Origin of the sequence: Haloferula helveola (assembly GCF_037076345.1) — a bacterium.
Lineage (GTDB): Bacteria > Verrucomicrobiota > Verrucomicrobiia > Verrucomicrobiales > Akkermansiaceae > Haloferula > Haloferula helveola.
The window spans coordinates 1,788,944-1,808,860 of record NZ_AP024702.1; the positions used below are offsets into that span (position 1 = coordinate 1,788,944).

General features: G+C 65.8%; 11 protein-coding genes. 4 read left to right on the forward strand and 7 right to left on the reverse strand.

Annotated features, from left to right (window positions below):
* Positions 1 to 85 precede the first annotated feature (85 nt).
* Both HAHE_RS06535 and HAHE_RS06540 read left to right on the forward strand, forming a co-directional pair.
* Complete coding sequence (locus tag HAHE_RS06535) at positions 86 to 2,128, forward strand: serine/threonine-protein kinase (RefSeq protein WP_338689570.1); 2,043 nt, start codon at positions 86 to 88, stop codon at positions 2,126 to 2,128.
* A gap of 31 nt (positions 2,129 to 2,159) precedes the next feature.
* Positions 2,160 to 2,903 (forward strand): sigma-70 family RNA polymerase sigma factor, encoded by a 744-nt coding sequence (locus HAHE_RS06540; protein ID WP_338689572.1) that lies wholly within the window; start codon positions 2,160 to 2,162, stop codon positions 2,901 to 2,903.
* Here HAHE_RS06540 and HAHE_RS06545 read toward each other — a convergent pair.
* The 4 genes from HAHE_RS06545 to HAHE_RS06560 all read right to left on the reverse strand — a co-directional run bounded on the left by HAHE_RS06545 (position 2,900) and on the right by HAHE_RS06560 (position 6,428).
* Positions 2,900 to 3,277, reverse strand: coding sequence for a globin (locus tag HAHE_RS06545; protein ID WP_338689574.1), 378 nt, complete (start codon positions 3,275 to 3,277; stop codon positions 2,900 to 2,902). The genes HAHE_RS06540 and HAHE_RS06545 overlap by 4 nt on opposite strands.
* Positions 3,278 to 3,308: 31 nt before the next feature.
* Complete coding sequence (locus tag HAHE_RS06550) at positions 3,309 to 4,100, reverse strand: ABC transporter ATP-binding protein (protein ID WP_338689576.1); 792 nt, start codon at positions 4,098 to 4,100, stop codon at positions 3,309 to 3,311.
* The gene (locus HAHE_RS06555) at positions 4,097 to 5,923 is read right to left on the reverse strand and encodes a sulfatase (protein WP_338689578.1); all 1,827 of its coding nucleotides are present in this window, start codon (positions 5,921 to 5,923) and stop codon (positions 4,097 to 4,099) included. Before HAHE_RS06555 ends, HAHE_RS06550 begins: the two co-directional genes overlap by 4 nt.
* 67 nt (positions 5,924 to 5,990) lie before the next feature.
* Positions 5,991 to 6,428 carry a universal stress protein gene (locus tag HAHE_RS06560; protein ID WP_338689580.1) on the reverse strand — a complete coding sequence of 146 codons (438 nt, stop codon included), beginning with the start codon at positions 6,426 to 6,428 and terminating at the stop codon, positions 5,991 to 5,993.
* A gap of 132 nt (positions 6,429 to 6,560) precedes the next feature.
* Between HAHE_RS06560 and HAHE_RS06565 the strand changes: the two genes are divergently transcribed.
* Together HAHE_RS06565 and HAHE_RS06570 are read left to right on the forward strand one after the other, a co-directional pair.
* Positions 6,561 to 6,935: a VOC family protein gene (locus tag HAHE_RS06565; protein WP_338689582.1), complete on the forward strand. Its 375-nt coding sequence runs from the start codon at positions 6,561 to 6,563 to the stop codon at positions 6,933 to 6,935.
* Between the two features lie 189 nt (positions 6,936 to 7,124).
* Complete coding sequence (locus HAHE_RS06570; RefSeq protein WP_338689584.1) at positions 7,125 to 9,023, forward strand: heavy metal translocating P-type ATPase; 1,899 nt, start codon at positions 7,125 to 7,127, stop codon at positions 9,021 to 9,023.
* Here the strand turns inward: HAHE_RS06570 and HAHE_RS06575 are convergent.
* From HAHE_RS06575 to HAHE_RS06585, 3 genes are read right to left on the reverse strand one after another with little or no spacing between them, the layout of a single operon-like run.
* Positions 9,002 to 9,565: a hypothetical protein gene (locus tag HAHE_RS06575; RefSeq protein ID WP_338689586.1), complete on the reverse strand. Its 564-nt coding sequence runs from the start codon at positions 9,563 to 9,565 to the stop codon at positions 9,002 to 9,004. The two genes, HAHE_RS06570 and HAHE_RS06575, sit on opposite strands and share 22 nt — an antisense overlap.
* 4 nt (positions 9,566 to 9,569) lie before the next feature.
* Complete coding sequence (locus HAHE_RS06580; protein WP_338689588.1) at positions 9,570 to 17,432, reverse strand: hypothetical protein; 7,863 nt, start codon at positions 17,430 to 17,432, stop codon at positions 9,570 to 9,572.
* A 36-nt stretch (positions 17,433 to 17,468) separates the two neighbouring features.
* Complete coding sequence (locus tag HAHE_RS06585) at positions 17,469 to 19,904, reverse strand: tail fiber domain-containing protein (protein WP_338689590.1); 2,436 nt, start codon at positions 19,902 to 19,904, stop codon at positions 17,469 to 17,471.
* Positions 19,905 to 19,917 lie beyond the last annotated feature (13 nt).

A 19,917-nucleotide genomic window follows, 5' to 3' on the forward strand; every position in this document is an offset into this window, starting at 1 on the left:
CGGGAAACGGTGCATCCGAGCTTCATTGAAAAAAGTCGCCTGATTCTGTTACCTCGCCTCTGCCGCGGGTCAGGAACCGGGTGTTATGCAACAATCCTCCGAATCATCCATCTGCCCGACCTGCAAGTCGCCGATCCCCGCGGACGCGCCCGGCGGCCTGTGCCCCGCCTGCACTCTGGAAGGCGCGGCCTGCGTGCCCCACACCGGCACCGGAGGCCGGCAAACCCCTCCGCCCTCGATCGAGGAAGTCGCAGCCCACTTCCCCGAGCTTGAGATCATCGAACTGCTCGGCGCCGGCGGCATGGGTGCGGTCTACAAGGCCCGCCAACCGCAGCTCGACCGCTTCGTCGCGCTCAAGATCCTTTCGCACGAACTGGCGCAGGACCCGGCCTTCGTCGAACGCTTCAACCGCGAGGCCAAGGTGCTCGCCCGCCTGAGCCACCCGAACATCGTCGCGGTTTTCGATTTCGGCACCGCCGGACCCTACTGCTTCCTGCTGATGGAGTACGTCGATGGTGTCAATTTGCGCCAAGCGATGCGGACCGGAGGATTCAAACCCTCCGAGGCGCTCTCCCTGATCCAAGACGTCTGCTCGGCCCTGCAGTTCGCCCACGAGGAAGGAATCCTGCACCGTGATATCAAGCCGGAGAACGTGCTGATCGATTCCAAAGGCCGGGTCAAGATCGCCGACTTCGGCATCGCGAAGCTGGTCGGCGCCGGCGCGCCAGCGGACGTCACCCTCACCCTGCAGGGATCGATCCTCGGCAGTCCCCACTACATGGCGCCCGAGCAGATCGAGACGCCCGGTGATGTCGATCAGCGGGCCGACATCTATTCGCTCGGTGTCGTGCTCTACGAGATGCTCACCGGTGAGTTGCCGATCGGCCGCTTCGACCTGCCTTCGGAAAAGGCCGCTATCGACCAACGCATCGACGAGATCGTGCTGCGGACCCTGGCAAAGGAACGTCAGGCCCGCTTCCAGTCGGCCGGCGAGGTCGGCACCCATGTGGCGGCTCTCGCCACAAGCCCGCAAGCACCCGCGCCTGCTGCCGCAGGAGCCGCGTCCGGCGATTCCGGATCGGCCCGTTTCAGCCTCGTTGCCGCGATCCTGACCGGTCTCAGCGTCGTGCTGGCCATCTCGCTGGCCCTGATCAACGCGTCCGTAAACGCCTCAAGAATCCCTGACCAGGATGCCTACCTCGTCACAGGCATGCCCATGTTCCTTATCGGCATACCTGCGGCCATCATGGCGGTGGTCGGCCTCATTCTCGGCATCGTTGCCATCGGTGAGGTCCGGAAATCCGGTGGCACCAAAGGCGGTCTCGGATTCGCCATCTTCGCGGTCGTCACATGGCCGATCTTTTTCATGGCGGTGATGGTCTCTAACTGCCTCGCCATGCCCATGCCAGGGACAGGTGGCATCGGAATGCCCATCATCGTGCTCTTGGCAGGGATCCCTCTGCTTCTGGCGAGCTTCACTCTGATCCGCGGACTGCGCCGCTGGGCCAAGGGCGTGGAGAAGAAAGACGGTCACCGACACTTCCCCGGGCTTGCGCTGCCCCTGCTGGTGACGGTCGGATTGGCCATTCTTGGTCCGGTGCTGGCGGCAGTGCTTCCCGGCATGTTCGGGCCGCACTACGACCCCTACGAGGATGGCCGGATGGAGATGCCGCATGAATTCCCGAAGTTCGAGGCCTCCAAAGAGATGCAATGGCATCTGGGCCCTCCCGAAATTGCCTATCCGGTGCGCTTGGAAGCGGGACTCCGCGCCAATTTCATCCTCATCGAGCGGAATGAAAAAGGCGGTAACAGCGCCACGACGCTCGGCCAGATCAACTTCGACTTTCCGGAGACCGTCACCGTCGAAGTCGGGAGTGCCGGAGGCGACGCTATCGTCAGCAGCGACCCTCCCGCGCTCGTGGCGACAGTGGACTCCGATAGCCGCTACCTGATGCTCTCGACAGGAACCGACCCGGCCGGTTGGGAATTCCGGCAAGCCCCGTCGGAAGCACCGGTCATGTCCGCGGGCGAACGCCGGGAGTTCGAACTGGCCAATCGGCCGGGAACCGATGATTCCCTTGCGGAAACCCTGCATCTGGTTGTCGAGACCACGCCCCTGAACCGATAACGGAGGCCGCACAAACTCCACTCCCACCCGAATGACCGAGCCTCCACCTCCAAAAAGCGCACCGGTGTTCTTCACCACCCGCTGGACCTTGGTCAGCCGGGCGAGCGGGGAAACCCCGGAAGCCCGCGCGGCCCTCGGAGATCTCTGCGAGGCCTACTGGAACCCGGTGTTCCATTTCCTCCGACGGGAGGGTCGCGGCGAGGACGAAAGCCGCGAACTCACCCAGGCCTTCTTCGCGAAGGTGCTCACCGGGGCCGGCATCGGAAACGTCAGCCCGGACAAGGGCCGCTTCCGCTCCTACCTGCTCGGGGCACTCAAAAACTTCCTCGCCAACCGGAAGCGCGACGCCAACCGGGAGAAGCGGGGCGGCAACGCGGTTGTCGAGTCGATCGACGGTGGCGGGACCGACGAATCGCCCGGCATGGAACTTGCCGACCCCGGGGCCACGGCGGACGACGCGTGGTTCGACCGACACTGGGCGCTGGCCGTGATGGAGCGTGGGTTGGATCGGGTCCGGCAATCGTTCGACCAGTCGGGAAAGACCCGGCAGTTCGAGGTCCTGAGACCGTGGCTGATGGGCGACCCGGAAGGACTCACCCAGGCCGACGCCGCCGAGGAACTGGGCATGACCCGCGCCGCCGCGAAGGTGGCGGTGCACCGGCTGCGACAGAAATTCGGTGAGGCGATCCGCAGCGAGATCGCCGAGACGGTCGACACCGAGGAAGAGATCGCGGAAGAACTGCGCTACCTGATCGAGGTGCTGCGCGTCGCCTAACGGTTCCGCATGAAGTCCGCCACTTGGGCGAAGAACTCGTCGAGCTTCGTCCGCACCTCCCCAGTCACGCCCGATTCCTCCATGGCGGCGCCCATCAGTTCGAGCCAGCGGTCGCGCTCGGCCTCGCCGATCGAAAACGGCATGTGCCGCATTCGCAGCCGCGGGTGACCGCGCCTTAGCGTGTATTCCGGATCACCCAGCAGGCGGAATCTCAGAAAGCTCGCGAGCCGCTCTTCGGAGCCTTCCCAGTCATCGTCCGGATACATCGGGCCGATCAGGTCGTCCTCACGGACCCGACGGTAAAATGCCGCGACTATCGCCGCGATGCCGTCCTTGCCCACGTCGCGGGCAACCAATGCTTCCAGTGTCTCCACGACCGCCGCTTAAACCCCACCCGGCCGATCCTCAAGCGCGGACCTCGCACCACCCCCTCGACCAGCTGACTTTCAGCGGCAAACCGAACAAGTTTCGCAAGCGCGCCGGCGTGAGTATCTTCCGCTTGGCACCATCGGCGAACAACCGGCCGTCACGGAGCAGGATCACCCGATCGATCTCAGGCAGGATCTCGCCGGGATGGTGGGTCACCCAGACCAGGGTCCGCCCCTCCGACAGCAGCCCGCGGAGTTCCTTCTGCAGACCGGCGGCCGAGGCGAAGTCGAGGGCGGTCGTCGGTTCATCGAGCACCAGGATCTTCGGATCCTGGGCGAGAGCCCGGGCAATCAGGAAACGCCGGCGCTCGCCGGACGAAAGTTCGCCGAAGCCGCGGTCGATCAGCGACTCGACCCCCATCCGGTCGACGGCCCGCGATGCCGCCTCGCGCTCGGCTTTGGAAAAGCGCATGCCGCGGACCACGCCGTAGGCACCGCGGAAGACCGAAAGCACGACATCGAAGGCCAGCTCGTCAGGGTAAAACCGCGCGACCTCCTCGGGCATCACCAGCCCGATCCGGTGCCTCAGTTCATCGATGTCCCACAGTTCCTCACCGAAGAGACGGCAGACCGAGCCCTCGCGGTTCTCGATCCTCAGGGATCCCGCGATGAGCTGCAGCAGCGTGCTCTTGCCCGACCCGTTCGGACCGAGAATCGCCACGCTTTCTCCTTCGTCGAGCACCAGCGACAGATCGCGGAGCGCCGGGATGCTCACATCGGCACCCCGCCACACCGTCGCTTGCGACAACTCGAGGAAAGGCCCGCTCACTTGCCGCTCTTCAACCGTTCGGCGAATCGCTTCACGTAGCCGCCGGCCTTCGGGTTCTTCAGGGTCTTGTTCACCCACTCCTTCGGCACACGGTCGAGCGCGTCCAGTTGGGTCAGCGAGTTGATCACGTTCTGCACCGAGTACTCGTCGAGGTCCTTGTCGAGCTCGCCGACCAGCACCGGCACCGCCTTGTCCTCCTTGCCGGACACGTAGAATGCCTCGGCGGCCATCACCCGGTTCACCGAGTGCTCGTCCCCGAGCGCCGGCTCGACACCGTCGGTGCGTTTCAGAATCCGGAGACCCAGCAGACCCCAGTAGCGTTCGACCGGATCCTTCGAAGCCACCGCCGTCTTGAGCCGGTCGACATTCGACTCGTCACCGGCAGTCGCAAGGAACGCCAGATCCAGGATCTTGTCGTAGTCGAATGACGGGGCGCGCACGACATCGACGATCGTCTTGTCGCCGACCAGCGACGCGAACATCGGCTCGGGCACGATCCCGGTATCGCGGATCTCCTTCATCTTGGCCTTGAGCTTCGCCTTCATCGCGGCCATCCGCTCGGCCTGCGCCGGATCATTGGCGAGGTTGTTGACCTCCCACGGATCCTTTTCGAGGTCGAAAAACTCCTCGACCGGCTGGGGTGACTCCCACATCCGGCGGTGAACCTCGTCGAGCTTCCCTTCCTGCCACGCCTTGCGCCACGCGACCCATGAGGGCATTGAGAACTGGTAGTAGCTGTAGGGTGCCGCGGGCAGTTCCGGGCGGAAGCGGCGGATGTACTTGAAGTGGCCATCCGTCCATCCACGGCGCATGCCGTAGAGTTCGTCGAAGCGGTCCGCGTAAAGAAAAACGCCGGCATCCGCAGCCGGCTCGACGCGCTTGTCGCCGAGAAACGCGCGGCCCTGCATCTGCGCCGGCTTCTCCTTGCCGATCAAGGACATCAATGTCGGCGCGAGATCGACGAAGGCCACCGTCTCCGCCACCTTCTCCCCCGGCTTGAAGGGGCTGAGCTTCCTGAACTTCTCCGGAACCCGGACGATCATCGGCACGTTCACGCCGGTCTCCTTCAGGTAGCGCTTGCCGCGAGGCGTGGGACCGCCGTGGTCGGAGTAGTAGAAAACGATGGTGTCCTCGGCGAGGCCCTCTTTCTCAAGCTCGTCGAGCAACTGGCCGACCTGCGAGTCCATCTGGGTCATCCGTTCGTGGTAGCGCGACCAATCGGAACGCACCTCGGGCAGGTCCGGAACGTAGTCGGGAAGCTCGACGTCGGCCGGCTTGATCCGGCTCGATCCACCTTCGTTCTTGCGGGGGAAAAGCGAGCTCTCGTGGGTGGTCGTGAAGTTGAAGATGGCGAAGAACGGCTGCCCCTCCTTCCGCTTCCGGTAGTGCGCCTTGCCGGAGCATTCATCCCAGATCGCCTTGTCGTTGCCCTTGAAATTGTAGTCGGTCTTCGACCGGTTGGTGCAGTAGTAGCCGGCTTCGCGAAGATAGGAGACGTACGGGCGGTAGTCCTTCGGGATCGTGTGGCGGCTGCGCATGTGCTGCGTCCCCTGGCTCGGGGCGTAGACGCCGTTGAGGATCGTCGACCTAGCCACCGCGCACACCGGGGCGTTCGAGTAGGCATGCAGGAACAGGTTCCCTTCGGCCGCGAGCCGGTCGAGCCGGGGCGTCTTCGCCTCCTCGTTGCCGTAGCAGCCGAGCCAGTGGTTCGAATTGTCCTCGCTGGTGATCCAGAGGATGTTCGGCAGCTTGTCGGCGGCGTGGGATACCAGCGACAGGACGAGGCAGAGCGCCAGCGGGAGGAGGATGGGTTTCGACATCATGCTCCTTGATACAGCGCGATCCCGGCGCTGCTGACAACGATTTGCGTCTTACGACCGGGCCGCCCGCTCAGGATTTGCCGACCGGAACGATCATGGTGGGCACCGGCGCCTTGCGGACCATGCCTTCGGCAACGGATCCGAGAAGCAAAGACGCGACCATGCCATGGCCGTGGGATCCGACCACGATCAGATCAGCGCCCTTCGCCTTCACGTAGTCCAGCAGCGCGTGCATCGGCCCGCCTTCGGCCAAGTGAGCCTCGGCCCCCTCGACGTCCGCGGCGACATCTTCGAGCCGCTTGGTTGCCCGCTTCCGCGCCTCCTCATGGAAGGCATGCATCGCCGGGAACTCGTCGGGAGTGAATCCGTATGCAGTGTAGGCCGGCTCCGGTTCGAGGACATGGACCAGATGAAGCTCCGCACCGAACGCCTTCGCCTGGGCTGCGGCGGCGTCGATCACCACCGGGGTGGCATCGGAGAAGTCGATGGCTGCAACGATCTTTTTCATGGGGTCCTACCCCTAGCATGGGGATCTCCCGTTTGCCAACCCGTCGCAACGCATGCGTGGCAAATCGAAGGAAACGCACAACCGTCGATTTCCACATGACAGGCCGGGAACCTCCCTCCATGGTCCCCGTCCATGATCAAGTTTCTCCACACCCGCATCCGCGTGCAGGACCTCGACACCTCCATCGCTTTCTACTCGAAGCTCGGATTCATTGAAAAAGAACGCAAGGGGTCACCACAAGGCAACCAGCTCGCCTTCCTCGAACTGCCGGGCAACAGCGCGTTCCTCGAGTTGACCTGGTCGGAGGACTACAAGACACAATGCCCGGAGGATCTGATGCACATCGCCTTGGGAGTGGACGACATCGTGGACTACTGCGACATCCTCGAGAAAGGTGGCATCGAGATCTGGCCCGACGGTTGGAGGGAGAAGTTCACTTCCGGCGACCGCAAGATGGCCTTCGTCACCGACCCCGACGGCTACGAGGTCGAGATCCTCGAGCGCTAAAGCCTGCTGGATGCGGACCAACCGCGAAAAACGCGAAAGTTCGCCAAAACAACGAACCTGGCACCGTGCCCATTTCGCGAACTTTCGCGGCTTTCGCGGTTCCTGATTGATTGCTGGCGGACCAGTGGCGCGGAGAGTCGCGCATGAGATGCCTTGCCCGGATTGGATTCGATTCGCGAGACTGCGGATGTGGAAGCAACCCGTGATGAAGCTCCGTGGCCGTGGCTGCTCGCCTCCGCGGCAGTGTGTGGCATGGCGACGCTAGGAGGCGTCCTCGTCCAACGCCTCGGGGGTGACGGGAATGTCGCGCTCGCCCTCTACACCACCGCGTATCTCGCCGGCGGCTGGGATGCGGCCATCGACACGTTCGGCAAGCTCAAGCGGCTCCGGCTCGACATCCATTTCCTGATGCTCGCGGTGGCGCTTGGCGCCGCCTTCATCGGTGCTTGGTGGGAAGGCGCCGCACTGCTCTTCCTCTTCTCCCTCAGCGGCGCCCTCGAAGCGATGGCGATGGCCCGCACCGACCGGGAAATCCGCAGTCTGTTCCGCGAGGCACCGAAGCAAGCTCTGGAGGTCCTGCCCGACGGCACAACCCGCGAAACCGAAGCGGCCCACCTGACAGAGAGCACCCTGATCCGCATTCTTCCGGGGGAGCAGTTTCCCGCCGATGCGATGGTGGTGTCGGGAGAAAGCGCGGCCGACGAATCGTCGCTCACCGGCGAATCGGTGCCGGTCGGCAAGACGGCGGGATCAACCGTCTTCGGAGGCACCCTCAACACCTGGGGCAAGCTCGACGCCAAGGTGCTGCGACCTCCTGGCGACAGCGCGCACGCCCGCATCATCAAGCTCATCCGCGAGGCCCAGGCCAGCAAGGCGCCATCGCAACGTTTCACCGACCGGTTTGGTACGGGATACACCGTAGGTATTCTCGGACTCTCGCTCGTGATGTTCCTGGTCTGGCATTTCGTTTTCGGAATCCCCGCGTTCGTCGCAGGCGAAGACGGACGCTCCGCCTTCTACCGCGCGATGACCCTGCTCGTCGTCTGCTCGCCCTGCGCGCTCGTGATTTCCATCCCCAGCGCCATCCTCGCCGGAATCGCCGCCGGCGCACGGCGCGGCATCCTGTTCCGTGGCGGAGTCGCCCTGGAGAATCTCGCGACGATCAACCGCCTGGCCGTCGACAAGACCGGCACCCTGACCCGGGGTGAACTCGAACTGACCGGGATCGAGGTCGAACAGCCCGGCAATGAGGACAAGCTGCTCTCGATCGCCGCCGCACTTTCCCGCGACTCCACTCACCCGCTGTCGCGCGCCATCGTGGCCGCCCAGATGAAGCGAGGGGTGCCGACCCTCCATTCCGAGGACTTCGAGTCCCTTGCCGGAAAAGGCCTGACCGGAACCGTCGATGGCGTGGAGGTCACGCTCGGGAGACGTTCACTCTTCACCGAGCATGCCTGGCTCTCCGCCCTGCCCGACCCCGCGCCGGGCCTGACCGAAGTTCTGGTCCACGGTGGCAACACCGCCGGCCGACTGCTGCTCTACGACGCCCCCCGCCCCGAGGCGGCCGAGACGGTCAAGCAACTCCGCGACCGGGGCATCGAGGTCACCATGCTCACCGGCGACCGCGAGGAGTCGGCGGAACTCGTCGCCACCGAGCTCGGCCTGCGCGACTGGCGGTCGGCGCTCCATCCCGAGGACAAGGTCAACGCCATCCGCCAGTGGCGGGAGAAGGGCGAGCGGGTCGCGATGGCGGGCGACGGCGTCAACGACGCGCCGAGCCTTGCCGCCGCCGATGTCTCCGTCGGTATGGGCCTGCGCGGCAGCGACGCGGTGCTCGAGCAGGCCGACATCGTGCTGACCAAGGACCGCCTCGAGCGGATCCTCGAAGCCCTCGAGCTCAGCCGCGGCTGCCGCGCCATCATCCGCCAGAACCTGGCGATCTCGCTCGGAGTCGTACTCCTCCTCGGCTTGGCCGCCCTCGGCAGCTGGATCCCCCTCCCCCTCGGCGTGCTCGGCCACGAGGGCTCGACCGTGGTGGTGGTCCTCAACAGCCTGCGGCTCCTGTTTCAGGGATCTGGCGGCGACTGATCCGGAAGCCGACCGATCTCGGCGACGGGCTCGGCTCGGGGTTGGGACGGCACCTCGGCCGCCGCCCTGAACCCCGCTCCGGAACCGGTCGCGAATATCCGCTCCTCGTTGACCAGCAGGACCATCCTCGCACCCTCTGACCCGAGAATCCGGAACCCTTCGGCCGAAGTCGGGAACCACTCGGGCCCACTTCCTGCAAATTCGTTCGTCGCCGACAGGCCGAAAGCGTTGCCCTCCACCAGGTGAGCGGTCAACCCGGCGGAAGGCTCGACCTCGATGAACCAGCTCCAGCGGCTCACATCGCCCTGGTCCAGCCACTCTCGCCTCTCGGCGTGGACGATCCGGTCATCGGGAGCGGGATGCCGCCAAAACGCCCGCCGGAAAACCTCGACACCGTCGGTCACGACCGAATCCGCAGGCGCCCCATTGGCGGGAGCCTGAGCGCCTTTGCCGGACTCCACGGGCAGCTCCCGCAATCCGATCGAGGCGCCGATCAGCCCAGCGACTCCAGCGGCGGCGGCGAAAACGAGGGCAAGCTTCATCGGATCAGTTGCCGCTGTTGCTGTAGGTGCGGAGGAACAGCTTGATGTCGTCCACCGTGCGCACGAAGCGGTCGAGCCCCTCCTCCTCGTCGTTGAGCAGGGTGTAGGCGGGAATGACGATCTTCCACTGGCTGTTCCAGACGCTTCGTCCCACCAGTCGGTTGCTGACGAATTCCTGCGGAATGAGGCTGTAAAAGAAGGCAGGATCATCCACAGGTCGGAATGCCTGATGCTTCCGGGCGACCCATGGCTCTTCGCTCAAGGTGCCGTTCGCCTCGAAGAACTGCCCGCTGTTGAAGTCGCTTTCTCCGAGATTGTAGGGCAGCGGCAAGGCCTGGTCGGCCACCGACCAACTGCGCACCGCACCGGTGTCCCCGAGCGGCGGGGCCAGCATGTGATCCGTGCCGGTCGGGATCAGGTAAACGTAGGGCGTGGCGGAGAGGGCATCCCCCGAGTTCGTGTCGGGCTCACCAGCCTGCGGCGTGCCGAAGGTGTAGGGGTCCATCCCCACATAGCCCTCCATCACCATCCCCGCGGAGTAGATCTTGGTGGCGTAGCTCGAAGCCGAGAATTGGTGGTCGCCTCCCGCCAAAGGCAGACCGAACCAATTGTAACCGTGGCGAATGGTCGAGCCGAAGGGAATGATGATCCCGGGCACCGGGCTGCCGTCCGGCTTGCTGATATTCCGGCAGTTGGCGAGGACATCCGGGTCTGCCCGGAGATCGCTCACGATGAACTGCTCAAGGGTCTGCTGCCACGCCTCGTCATCCGCAGTCTGGTTCGGGTCGTCCAGCAGGCGGAACAGCTCGTGGCGCAGCGAGAAGAGAGTGCCGTTCTGGTCCGGATTGTTGATTCCCAGACGTCCCTCCGCCACCGTGAAGTCGGCATTCAGCTGCGCCATGGTCCCGGCCAGGCCGGGGTCGCCCAGCGTGCTGGTGGTGGCCTGCGGGACCCCGCCAGTCAGGTCGCCCAGCGAGCGCGAAGCCACGATGCGGTTCAGCACCTCCTGCCCTTCCGGCGTGCCGAGCAGGCCGGTCTCGTAGTCGTAGCTCTTGGCGGCCAGATAGGTGTAGCGCGCCCCGAGGTCGAAGAGGGTCCGATACTGCTCCAACGCCTCGTTGCGGAAGGTCCGGAAGGCGACATCATTGGTCCGGTAGCCCTGGATCACCGCGGCGGCCCGCTGCCGGTAGATCTCCCGCTCGGCCAGGATCCGGTCGCCCCGTGCCAACACGTTCCGCACCTTCTCGTTGGCCCGCTGGAAGTCGTGCGCCTTGATGGCGATCTCGAAGGTGGCGTCATCGACCTCATTGAGGAGGATCTCGAACTCGAAGACCGCCTGGCGCTCCTGGTAGTTGAAGCCGTAGGCCGCCAGTTCCCGGTCGAGCAGCATGGTCCGCTCGAGGTTCTCCGCCCCGACTTGGCCGGCCTGGCCTTGCGCTATCACCGCGAGGACCCGCTCCGCCGCGGCAAAAGCCGCACCCGTTGCGTAGAACGCCCCCGCCGCCGCGAAGGTGACGTCGTTCGAGAAACCGGCATTGTCGGGAAGGAACATCGCCGCCGATTCGCCGATCTCGTAGGCGGTCAGCCCCGCCAACTCCGCGGCGTAGGCGCTTTGCTCGAGCCGGGCCTTGAGTTTCGCCTGGGTGAAGATCGTTTCGGTGTCCGCGTCCCGCTTGTCCAGCGACTTGGTCCGGTAGTCCACGAGGTTCTCGAAGAGCCGCTTGCTCGCCTTGAAGCGTTTCGTCAGGCGGTCGTAGTTCTCCATCGTGTCGAGCAGGGCCATCTGGGCCCTTCGGGAATCCAGCAGGGCCGCCTGGAGCTCCCCGGTCACGCGCCGCTGGCCGCCGGCGCCCGCAAAGTAGGTCTCGGACGGCTGGGCCAGGCGGTTCGGGTCGACGGTCACCTCCTCGGTCCGCCGTTCGTCGTTGCTGTCGTCGAGGAGAGCCGCGTAGATGGCATCCGCATCTGCCTCAGGATCGCCAACCGGGTCGTCGAACTCGGTCGGCCGGATGACCGTGACCGTCACCTTGTCATCGACCGGCACCAGGTCGGTGGCCTGGTCCACCACGAACCAATTGAAGAGGTCCGGACCATCGTAACCCTGGGCGTAGGTCTTGCCCGGGCCGATGTCGCCCGAGTAGGGGGTCCCGAAGAGGTCGACCAACTGGTAGCGGTAGGCCCGCTCCTGCTGCTCGATGAGGGTGTTGTAGTCGTCGAGGTCATTGACTTGGTTGCGCAGGAGGCGGGTCATCCCCGCGGCCTGGTCGAAGGCGCCCTTGGCATTGAGGACCGAGGACAGGGCCCGGCCGTAGACTTGCTCGAAGTGCGAGTCGCCCGCCTTGAGCGCGGCCGGCGAGATGTCGAAGGCGATCGCCCCAGGGGCGAGGCCCAGCGGGTTGAGCCGTGCATTGGCATTGTCCGTCTCGGTCTGGAAGGCCCCGGCCGTGGTGGCGAGCTGGGCGAGCTCCGGCACCGTGGTCCGGTCGATCTTCCGCACCCCCTCATTCACGCCGTCCACATCAGGCAGCAGGGCGTTGCCCATCGCCCAGTGGAGGTAGGCCCCCTGGGTGGAGCGCGAGGCCCAGCCGTCGAGCCCCCAGGCCCGGTCGGGGTCGTCATCCCGGAACTGCGACCAGCCGGTGGCCGGGTCGTCCTCGTATTGCTGGCGGTGCGTGAGCTTCAGGACCTGCTCGGCGGTCGCCGCAAGGCGCGCCGCGGCCGCCGCGAACTTCCGCTCGTCGTAGTAGTCAACCTCCACCTCCTGCCCGAGCAGGAGGACCGACTCGGAGCGCGGCTCCCAGTCGAACTGTTCCTCGCTGAGCAGCTTGTAGTAGCCCTTGAGCGAGGTCAGGTAGTGGCCGTAGGCGTCGCCATGACCCTGCGGAAACATCCGGTAGGCGTCGGCGGCGTCGATCACTCCGTCCGCGAAGTCGCTGCCGACCTTCTCCTTGATGTTGTAGTTGACCGCGTAGAGCACCTCCCCGCTGTCGATCCCGTTGGTGTAATTCCAGTAGAGCCGGTTGTAGGCCGGGGCGGTGTCGACGCTGGTGGCGAAGGAATCGTCCCTTCCGCGCAGCAGGGCCAGTTCCTCCTCGAGGAGGCTCGCCACCTGACCCTCAAACGAGAACCGTGAGGTGTTCACCTCGGTCACCTCGTCCTGGCCATCCAGCGAGATGGTCGGATTGGCGGCGTCCGCGAAGGCCTCGTTGCCGAGGAGCTGGTAGAGGTCGTTCAGGTAACCCGCAGCGAGGAGCAGGGCGTCCGAGACCCCGTCGTCACTCGTGTAGGTCGGGTTGTCGAAGGTGAAACTGCGCACCCGGTTGAGGACCGTCTCGTAGATCTCGATCAACCCGGCCTCGTTGACGTTCTCGAGGTTCAGCGCGATGTCCCCTTCCCAGCGCGTTCCGGCCTGGGTCAGGACGCTCACATCGGTGCTGACCGCGTTGTTGAAGAGGTCCGTGACCCGCTGGTTGTAGGGGTTGATCCCGTCGAGGACCCGCTTCACCCAGCCCGGCACGAACTGCGGCTCCATCCAGTCCGACCAGTCGTCGGCCGGCCCCTGCCCCGGGGTGAAGAGGACGTTCTCCGCGGCCTTCGGCCGGTAGCGCACCGTGAAGTAGTTGTCCTTCATCAGGAGGACCGGGTTGGAAATCGCGGCGGTCGGCGAGCCTCCGATCGTGATCTGGTTGCCCAGCACCCCGGTCGGCTGCACCCACTCGGGCTGGCCGGTGATGAGGTCGTCCTTGGCCGACACGTGGAGGGCGAAGTTGAGGTCCGAGAGAGTGCCCGCGTCCGCATCGCTGTAGACAGCGATCTCAAGGGTGTTGATTCCCTCCGCGAAGTAGAACGGATCGATCTCGAACTGCAGCGGCAGGACGCCCTCGAGAACCGCGGCCGGCTCGACCTCGGTGAAGGCGGAGGCCGCCTGGTAGCCGAAGACATACGCCTCGTTGATGATCACCCCGAACCCGTCGAGCGGCTCGGAGAGGTCCGCGCTGAGGACGACCTGGGCCGGCACTCCGCCGGTGAAGTCGACCGTCGTTTCCAGCATCGCCCCGGGCCGGATGTCGAAGTCCGACTTGTCGTTCGGGGCATAGATCTCGTAGTCGATCAACGGCAGGTTCTGCTGGCTGGTCGGAGCCTGACCCTGATTGCGCAGCGAGTTCGGCCGGTCATACACGTTCCAGACGGTGGCGGCGCCGAGTTCCTCGGACGGGGCAAGGTAATCATAAGCCTTCGGCGGGCCGCCCCCGGTGCCGGGATCCACATAGTAGCGCCACTCGAACTCGTAGTCCTCCGGCTTGCCGGCGAAGTCGCCGCTGTGCCGCAAGCCGAGCTGCTCGTCGAGCGGGTTGCTGGAGATCTGCACCTTCATGTCTCCCACGTAGAGGCGCGGGTCGACGCGGACGATCGCCACCGTGACCGGGTCCCCTTCCGGGGTGAACGCCTCGCCATCTGCAAACACGAGGGAAACGTAGCCGGTCCCCCGGCCGGTCGCGGTCAGCGCGTAGCTGTCCACCGCAGTGTCGGAATCGGTCACCACCGCAAGCTCCGTTCCCTCGACGTAGTCGCTGGAGTCCACCTCGTAGGCCCCCTTCTTCGCGGCGTTCTCGACGAAGGTTTCCATCGTGGTGACCAGCGCATCGATCTTCTGATCCCAGACGTCGCCGTCCTCCGCGGTCAGGCCCTTGAGGATGGCGAGGTCTTCGGTGGAGAGGACATTGAGGTTGAAGTAGTCCTCGCCCGCGATCTCGTCCACGAACTCACCCTCCAGCACGAGCTCGAGGTCGCCCCCGAGCACCGGGGTCAGGTAGAAGCGCTCCTTGAGGTGCGGCGGAAGCGCCTGGAAGTAGGTGTTGCCGTTGAAGATCGTCGTGGCGATTTCCTCGGGCACGTCGTCGAGCGCCGGGGTGGCCGGCACATCCTCGAGGGCCGGGGTGGCCCCGAGGCGCACCCGCTTGGCGCGGGTCGGATCGTGGAGGACCGCGCTGGTCGCATCGGTTCCGTTCACCGCCACCGACTGCTGGTAGAGAACCTCCACGCTGGACTGGCCGCGGATCTGGGGCAGCCCGAACTTCGGCAGGGCGAGGGTCTCGGCCACCCGCAGGGAGGGCACGGAGGCCGGCCACTCCGGCCGGTAGACGATCGTCCGCGGGGTCTGCTCCGGATCGAGGGTGCCCGTCACCCCGTCCGGACGGAGGTACGGCAGGGCGGTCCCCTCCGCGGGCTGCGAGGCGAGCCCCGGCACGTGGAAACTCGGCTGCATCGGGTAGTAGAACTCCATCCCGAAGGTCGGGGGGCCGCCCGGGTGGGGACCGGCCGTGTGCGGTCCGCGGTAAACCCAGCGGAGGCCCTTGCGGTCCTCGTAGGTAAAGGCCTCGTACAGCGGATCGGACGCGACCGGGGCCGGGTTCGGGTTGACCTCGACCTCCTGGTTCAGCGCCAGGCCGCTGTCCTCGTCGACCGGAACCGGCAGGAGGGGCAGCGGCATCGGCGGCTGCACGATGGTGCCCGCCGTGATCGGGTAGTTGAAGAGCCAGTCGTTGCCGACGTCCTCCTTCACCACCTCGAAGAGCTTCATCGCCGGACGACCGTCCGCCCCGTCGGTGTAGGACAGCAGAGCGAAGGACTCGGAGGTGTATTCCGGTCCGGAGGTCACGTTGAGGTCGTCCCGGATCGCGAAGACCCGCCCGTTGAGCAGCAGGGCGTGCTCCTCGTTCGGGTTGTATCCGACCGCATTGTCGTCGTTCTGATAGTAGAGCGATCCCGCCGCGAGCGCCGGGTCCATCTCGGCGAGGTCCCCGCTGCCCTCATTTGAGGCGAGGACGATCCGGTCCGCGTTGGTCGGCCACGCGAAGGAGTAGGTCGCAGAGACGGTGGGCGTGTAGAAGGTCGCGAAGCCCTCCGGCACGTTCCCGACCGGGCGGAACCACCAGACAAGCAACTCATCACCGGGCAGGGCGTTGACGGGAATAATGGCCCCCTCGCCGGCCTCCTCCACGCCAACCTGGAACGGGTCGAGGTAGGCCCCCGGTTGGTAGTTGGTGCCCGAGGCGACGTAGCCCGCAAGGGCATAGCCCGGCCCCGGCGGCTCGATCCGCGCGCCGACCTCCACCGTGAAGGCCGCCGGGCCGCCGCCGGCCACGCTCAGGTCACGCACCCCGTCCGCATCGCGGTCGGCCAGGGTCTGCTCCAGAGGGCCACCCCCGCCGGGATGGTCGCTCAAGACTCCCGAACCCTGAATGTAGAGCGGCACATACCAGACCGCGCTGCCCGCATTGAACTTCAGGAGGGAGCGGTTCGTCTTGTCGACGCTGGCCGAGAAATCCACGAGGAGCCGCTGCGAAGCGCTGTCAACCTCCGCCTCGGTCTGGCTGCCGTCGTCCTGGTGGACCAGCTCCGGAAGGGTGGCGCTGTCGAAGCGTACCCCGGTGTCGGTGTCGGCCCCGGTCGCATCCACCGTGACCCCCACGTAGTCGTCGAGCTCGTCCGGCCAGACCTGCAGGTACTTGTTGAAGAGCTTCGGCCAGGCGATCCCGAGGTTCGGGGTGTCCGGAGCCTCGAGGAAATGAATCCCCGCATCCTCCTCCTCCAGCCAGTAGAAGGCGACATTGTCCGGGAAGAGGCTCTCCCATTCGGCGTGATACTGGAGCCGGCCGTCCGGCCGCGTACTAGTGCCGTAGTAGGTAATCCCGCCCCCGCCGAGCGCCTGCACGACCGAGGCACGGTAGCGGTCGGGGTCCGGTTCCGGCACCGCCCCGAGCCCGTGCGGCCGGATCGGCTGGCCGAGGTCGACCTCCACCGTCACCGGGCGGGCGACCTGGCGGACCTCCACCACGTCCGCTCCGAGGAACTCGTGCACGTCCGTCTCGCCACCTTGCAGCGCCCCGAGGTACTCGACGAAGATCCGCCCCTCGAGGTTGTAGGCGTGCAGCTGGGCGATCCCGCCGACGTTCTCCAGCCAAAGCGTCCGCAGTTCGGGCGGCTGCGAGACGGCCTCATTGCCCGGCACCGTGCCGGTGAGGGTATACTCCTCTCCCACCTCGGCGGGGAAGTACTGGTGGAAGGCCGGATTGACCGCCACCACCTCGCCGGTCGGCACCGCGACCTTCGGTCCGTTGAAGGTACGCTCGGTCCAGTAGATCACCCGCGCCTCGCTGGCGCTGGCGGACGAGACGCTGAAGATCTCCTGCTTGAAGCGGAACCGCAGCGGGCCGTTGGCGCCCTCCGGATCACCGTCGAGGTCGACCGGGCGGGCGGTGACCCACACGATGCGCACCTGCCCGGGCTGGTTCGCGAAGACCTTCCCCGCATGCGGACTGTAGTAGTAAGCCGGCGTGACCGGAGCCTCGAAGCCGGCGTCAGGCGGCACCTCGGAGGTGGCCCCGGGATGAATGAAGAGCTCCCCGTCCTCCACCGGCTTCGCGCGCCAGTAGGGGGTCCCCTGCGAATAGGCGAAACCCGCGAATCCCTTCGTGGGCGGGATGACCTCGTCCCCCATCGAGTAACGCGGCACCCCCGAGGCGAAGACGCCACCCACGCTCGACCGCACGAGGACCACCCCCCCGGTGACCGTCACTCCGCTGATCTCCAGGCCCGCCGGATAGCGCTCGTAATGCTCGGAACCGATGGTCCCGTTGTCGAGCGGATCGCCCGGCGTCGAGTCGATCGCCCCCGAGGTCGCGCTCGTCCCGGCCATCCCCCCGAACTGCGGGTCGGTCCCCCCGGCCGACTGGATCGCCGCCGCCTCGACCGGATCGAGGAAGAGCGGGTTGAAGCTCCCGGATTGCAGCTCCAGCTGAGCCCCGGCAAACCCGGCCGCAAGGGCCGTCACCAGGGAGACGAGGGACAGGGTCCGGAGGTGCATGCGTGCCGGGGTCAGGGTTGAAACAAGGAGGACGGATCAGTCCGCGGTCCGGCGCGCCACCGGGACGGTCGCCGTTCCGCCGGGAGACGATCCGCGGAGAAGCGCCTCGATGGTCGCCACCCGCTCGTCGCGCGCGGCATCCCGGGCCTCCAACTCGGCGATCCGTTCCTTCAAACTCTCGATCTCGCCCTCCTGCGCCACCACCCGCCGGTGCAATTCCTGCGTGGCGGAGACGTTGAGCATCGCGATGGCGTCGTAGTCGACGGTGCGGAAATCATCGACCTCGCGGCCGTAGACCAACACCCGGTCCCCCGGAATGGCCGCGGAGGTGCGGAACCTTCCCTCACCCACCTCTTCAACCTCAATGGTCTCGTCATAGTTGTCCGCCACCAAGCGGACGCGTTCACCGGCCTTGAGATCCGTCTCGAGCTGAATCCATCCACCACGATGCGGGGCCACCTCGAAAATATCCGGAACCACATTGGTGGAGCGCAATACGGCTTGCGGAAAGACCTCCTCGACCTGCTGGGCGATGACCTTCTTCTCGGGCTGCGCACCGTAGGCCACCGGATCGACATAATTGTAGTCGGAAATCTGAATCTGGCTGATCGTGGCCAGATCGGCTGCCGCATCGGATACTCCGCGGACCCGCTTGATGCGGGCATCCGACAGGATCGCGAACTGGGGACTTGCGATGCCATTACTCGCGTAGATGCTCACCCCCCGGGTTCCTGGCGGAGGAGTATTGTAGGGAGTGGAGGAGTAATTGCTGGTATAAAGGTAGTGGGCCCCAAGGTCGTAGGTCACCGAGCCCGAGATTTCCAACTTCGCCTTGTCGGGATTCGTCGTCCCGATCCCAACGTTGCCTCCCGCGGACTGGAGGGCCAGTGGCTCGGCCTGTCCGGTGGAGTAGTTGTAGCCGAAGATCGAACCATACCCGCTGCTGTGGCGGAACAGGCGGATCCCCCCTCCAGCGCTGGCGGGGAAGCCCCCCGCGTTGTCCCCCGCAATCCAGGCCGCGCCACGGGTGTCAAGGCTGGCCACCGGTGTGCCCGTCCCGATCCCGACCTTGCCGTTCTCGGAGATGACCATCCGGTCAACGGTCGATCCTCCCGTCCGGAAGTAGAGGGCCTTGTTGTCCCCGTTGTTGCCGTTGGCGTAGAAGATCGCACCTTCGGCATCATTGTCGCCCGACCCGAAGACGAGCCCGGAGGCGGTGCCGTTGGGCGTCTGGAACTGCATGTAGGCTCCCGCCGAGCTTTCGATGACCATCTTGGTCGAGGTCGGGTAGGCGAGCCCGACTCCCGCGGCATCCCCATCCCTGATGTGCAGGAACGTCTCGGGTGCCTGCGTCCCCATCCCGACGTTCCCGTTGGCTCCGATCACCATCGGGTAGGCCGCGATGTTCCCCGTGCGGAACAGCATCTGGCCGTTGTCCCCGGTGGCGTCGTTGTCGTAGTAGATCGTTCCGTGCCGGGGCGACACGCTGTTCCCGAAGACCAGTCCGGAGAGGTTGGCATCGGCCGCCTTGAACTGGATGGTGGTGTTGGAATCGTTCTCCAGGAGGAGGACCGGCTCCGCCTCCGAGTTCGGATAGTTGGTGGCCACTCCGGAGTTCCCGTTGGAGACATGCAGGGTGCTCTCGGGCGAGACCGTCCCGATTCCGAGGTTGCCCGTATCGGTCAGCGCCATCAGGTCGATGTCCCGGTAGGTGTCGGCAAACCGCAGGCTGTCGTTGCTGGTGTCGAAGTACATCCCGACCCGGTCGAACTGCCCGTCGTCGGGATCGGCGAACGAGAGACTCTCTTGGTAGTAGGACGGCTGGTTGACGAAGAAGCCCTGCGCGGCGCCCGGCTCCCCGAGGGAGGTGCGCCCGTTGGCATCAATGGTGAGGCGCGTCGTCCCCGCGGTGGAGAGGGTCATCGTCTGGGTGCCCTCGTCATAGACGATGGATCCGTCGCCGAGCCCGAACGACTGGGCGCTCTCCGCCTCTCGGGCCCGGAAGCTGAAGGCGCTGGTGACGATCTGCTGGCGGGGGGAGATCTCCACGTCGTCCTCCGCGCCGCCGCTGTTGTCGGCGTCGATGGTGACTCCGAGGTAGCGTCCGCTGCCCGCGAAGGCGTCGGCCACCGAGAAGCCGGGGCCGGGCCCCTTGGTGGCCTCGTTAAAGCCGAGCGGGCTGCCGCTGACTGCCGCCCCGGCCCCGATGAGGACGCTGAACTGCCCCTTCGAGACGGTGGCGGTCTGCTGTTCGGAGTAGATGAGGTTGGGCTCCGCGAAATCCGAGGGATGGTCCCAGATGCGGAAGATGACGGCCCGGTTGACCGGGGCGGCATCGCCGATGAGACCGCCGCTGGCGTCGGTGATCATGCCTTGGTAACTGATGCGGGACGGCACCTCGGAGCTCTGGCCGAAACAAGCCGGACCGAGAAGGAGGACGCCGATCAGGAGGGCGTGAATGCGTGGTTTCATGGTGATTGAGGGA

Coding starts and splice junctions, on each gene's coding strand:
- HAHE_RS06575 (WP_338689586.1), bottom strand. CDS start 9,565: ATGAAGCTTGCCCTCGTTTTCGCCGCCGCCGCTGGAGTCGCTGGGCTG.
- HAHE_RS06540 (WP_338689572.1), top strand. CDS start 2,160: ATGACCGAGCCTCCACCTCCAAAAAGCGCACCGGTGTTCTTCACCACC.
- HAHE_RS06565 (WP_338689582.1), top strand. CDS start 6,561: ATGATCAAGTTTCTCCACACCCGCATCCGCGTGCAGGACCTCGACACC.
- HAHE_RS06535 (WP_338689570.1), top strand. CDS start 86: ATGCAACAATCCTCCGAATCATCCATCTGCCCGACCTGCAAGTCGCCG.
- HAHE_RS06555 (WP_338689578.1), bottom strand. CDS start 5,923: ATGATGTCGAAACCCATCCTCCTCCCGCTGGCGCTCTGCCTCGTCCTG.
- HAHE_RS06585 (WP_338689590.1), bottom strand. CDS start 19,904: ATGAAACCACGCATTCACGCCCTCCTGATCGGCGTCCTCCTTCTCGGT.
- HAHE_RS06580 (WP_338689588.1), bottom strand. CDS start 17,432: ATGCACCTCCGGACCCTGTCCCTCGTCTCCCTGGTGACGGCCCTTGCG.
- HAHE_RS06560 (WP_338689580.1), bottom strand. CDS start 6,428: ATGAAAAAGATCGTTGCAGCCATCGACTTCTCCGATGCCACCCCGGTG.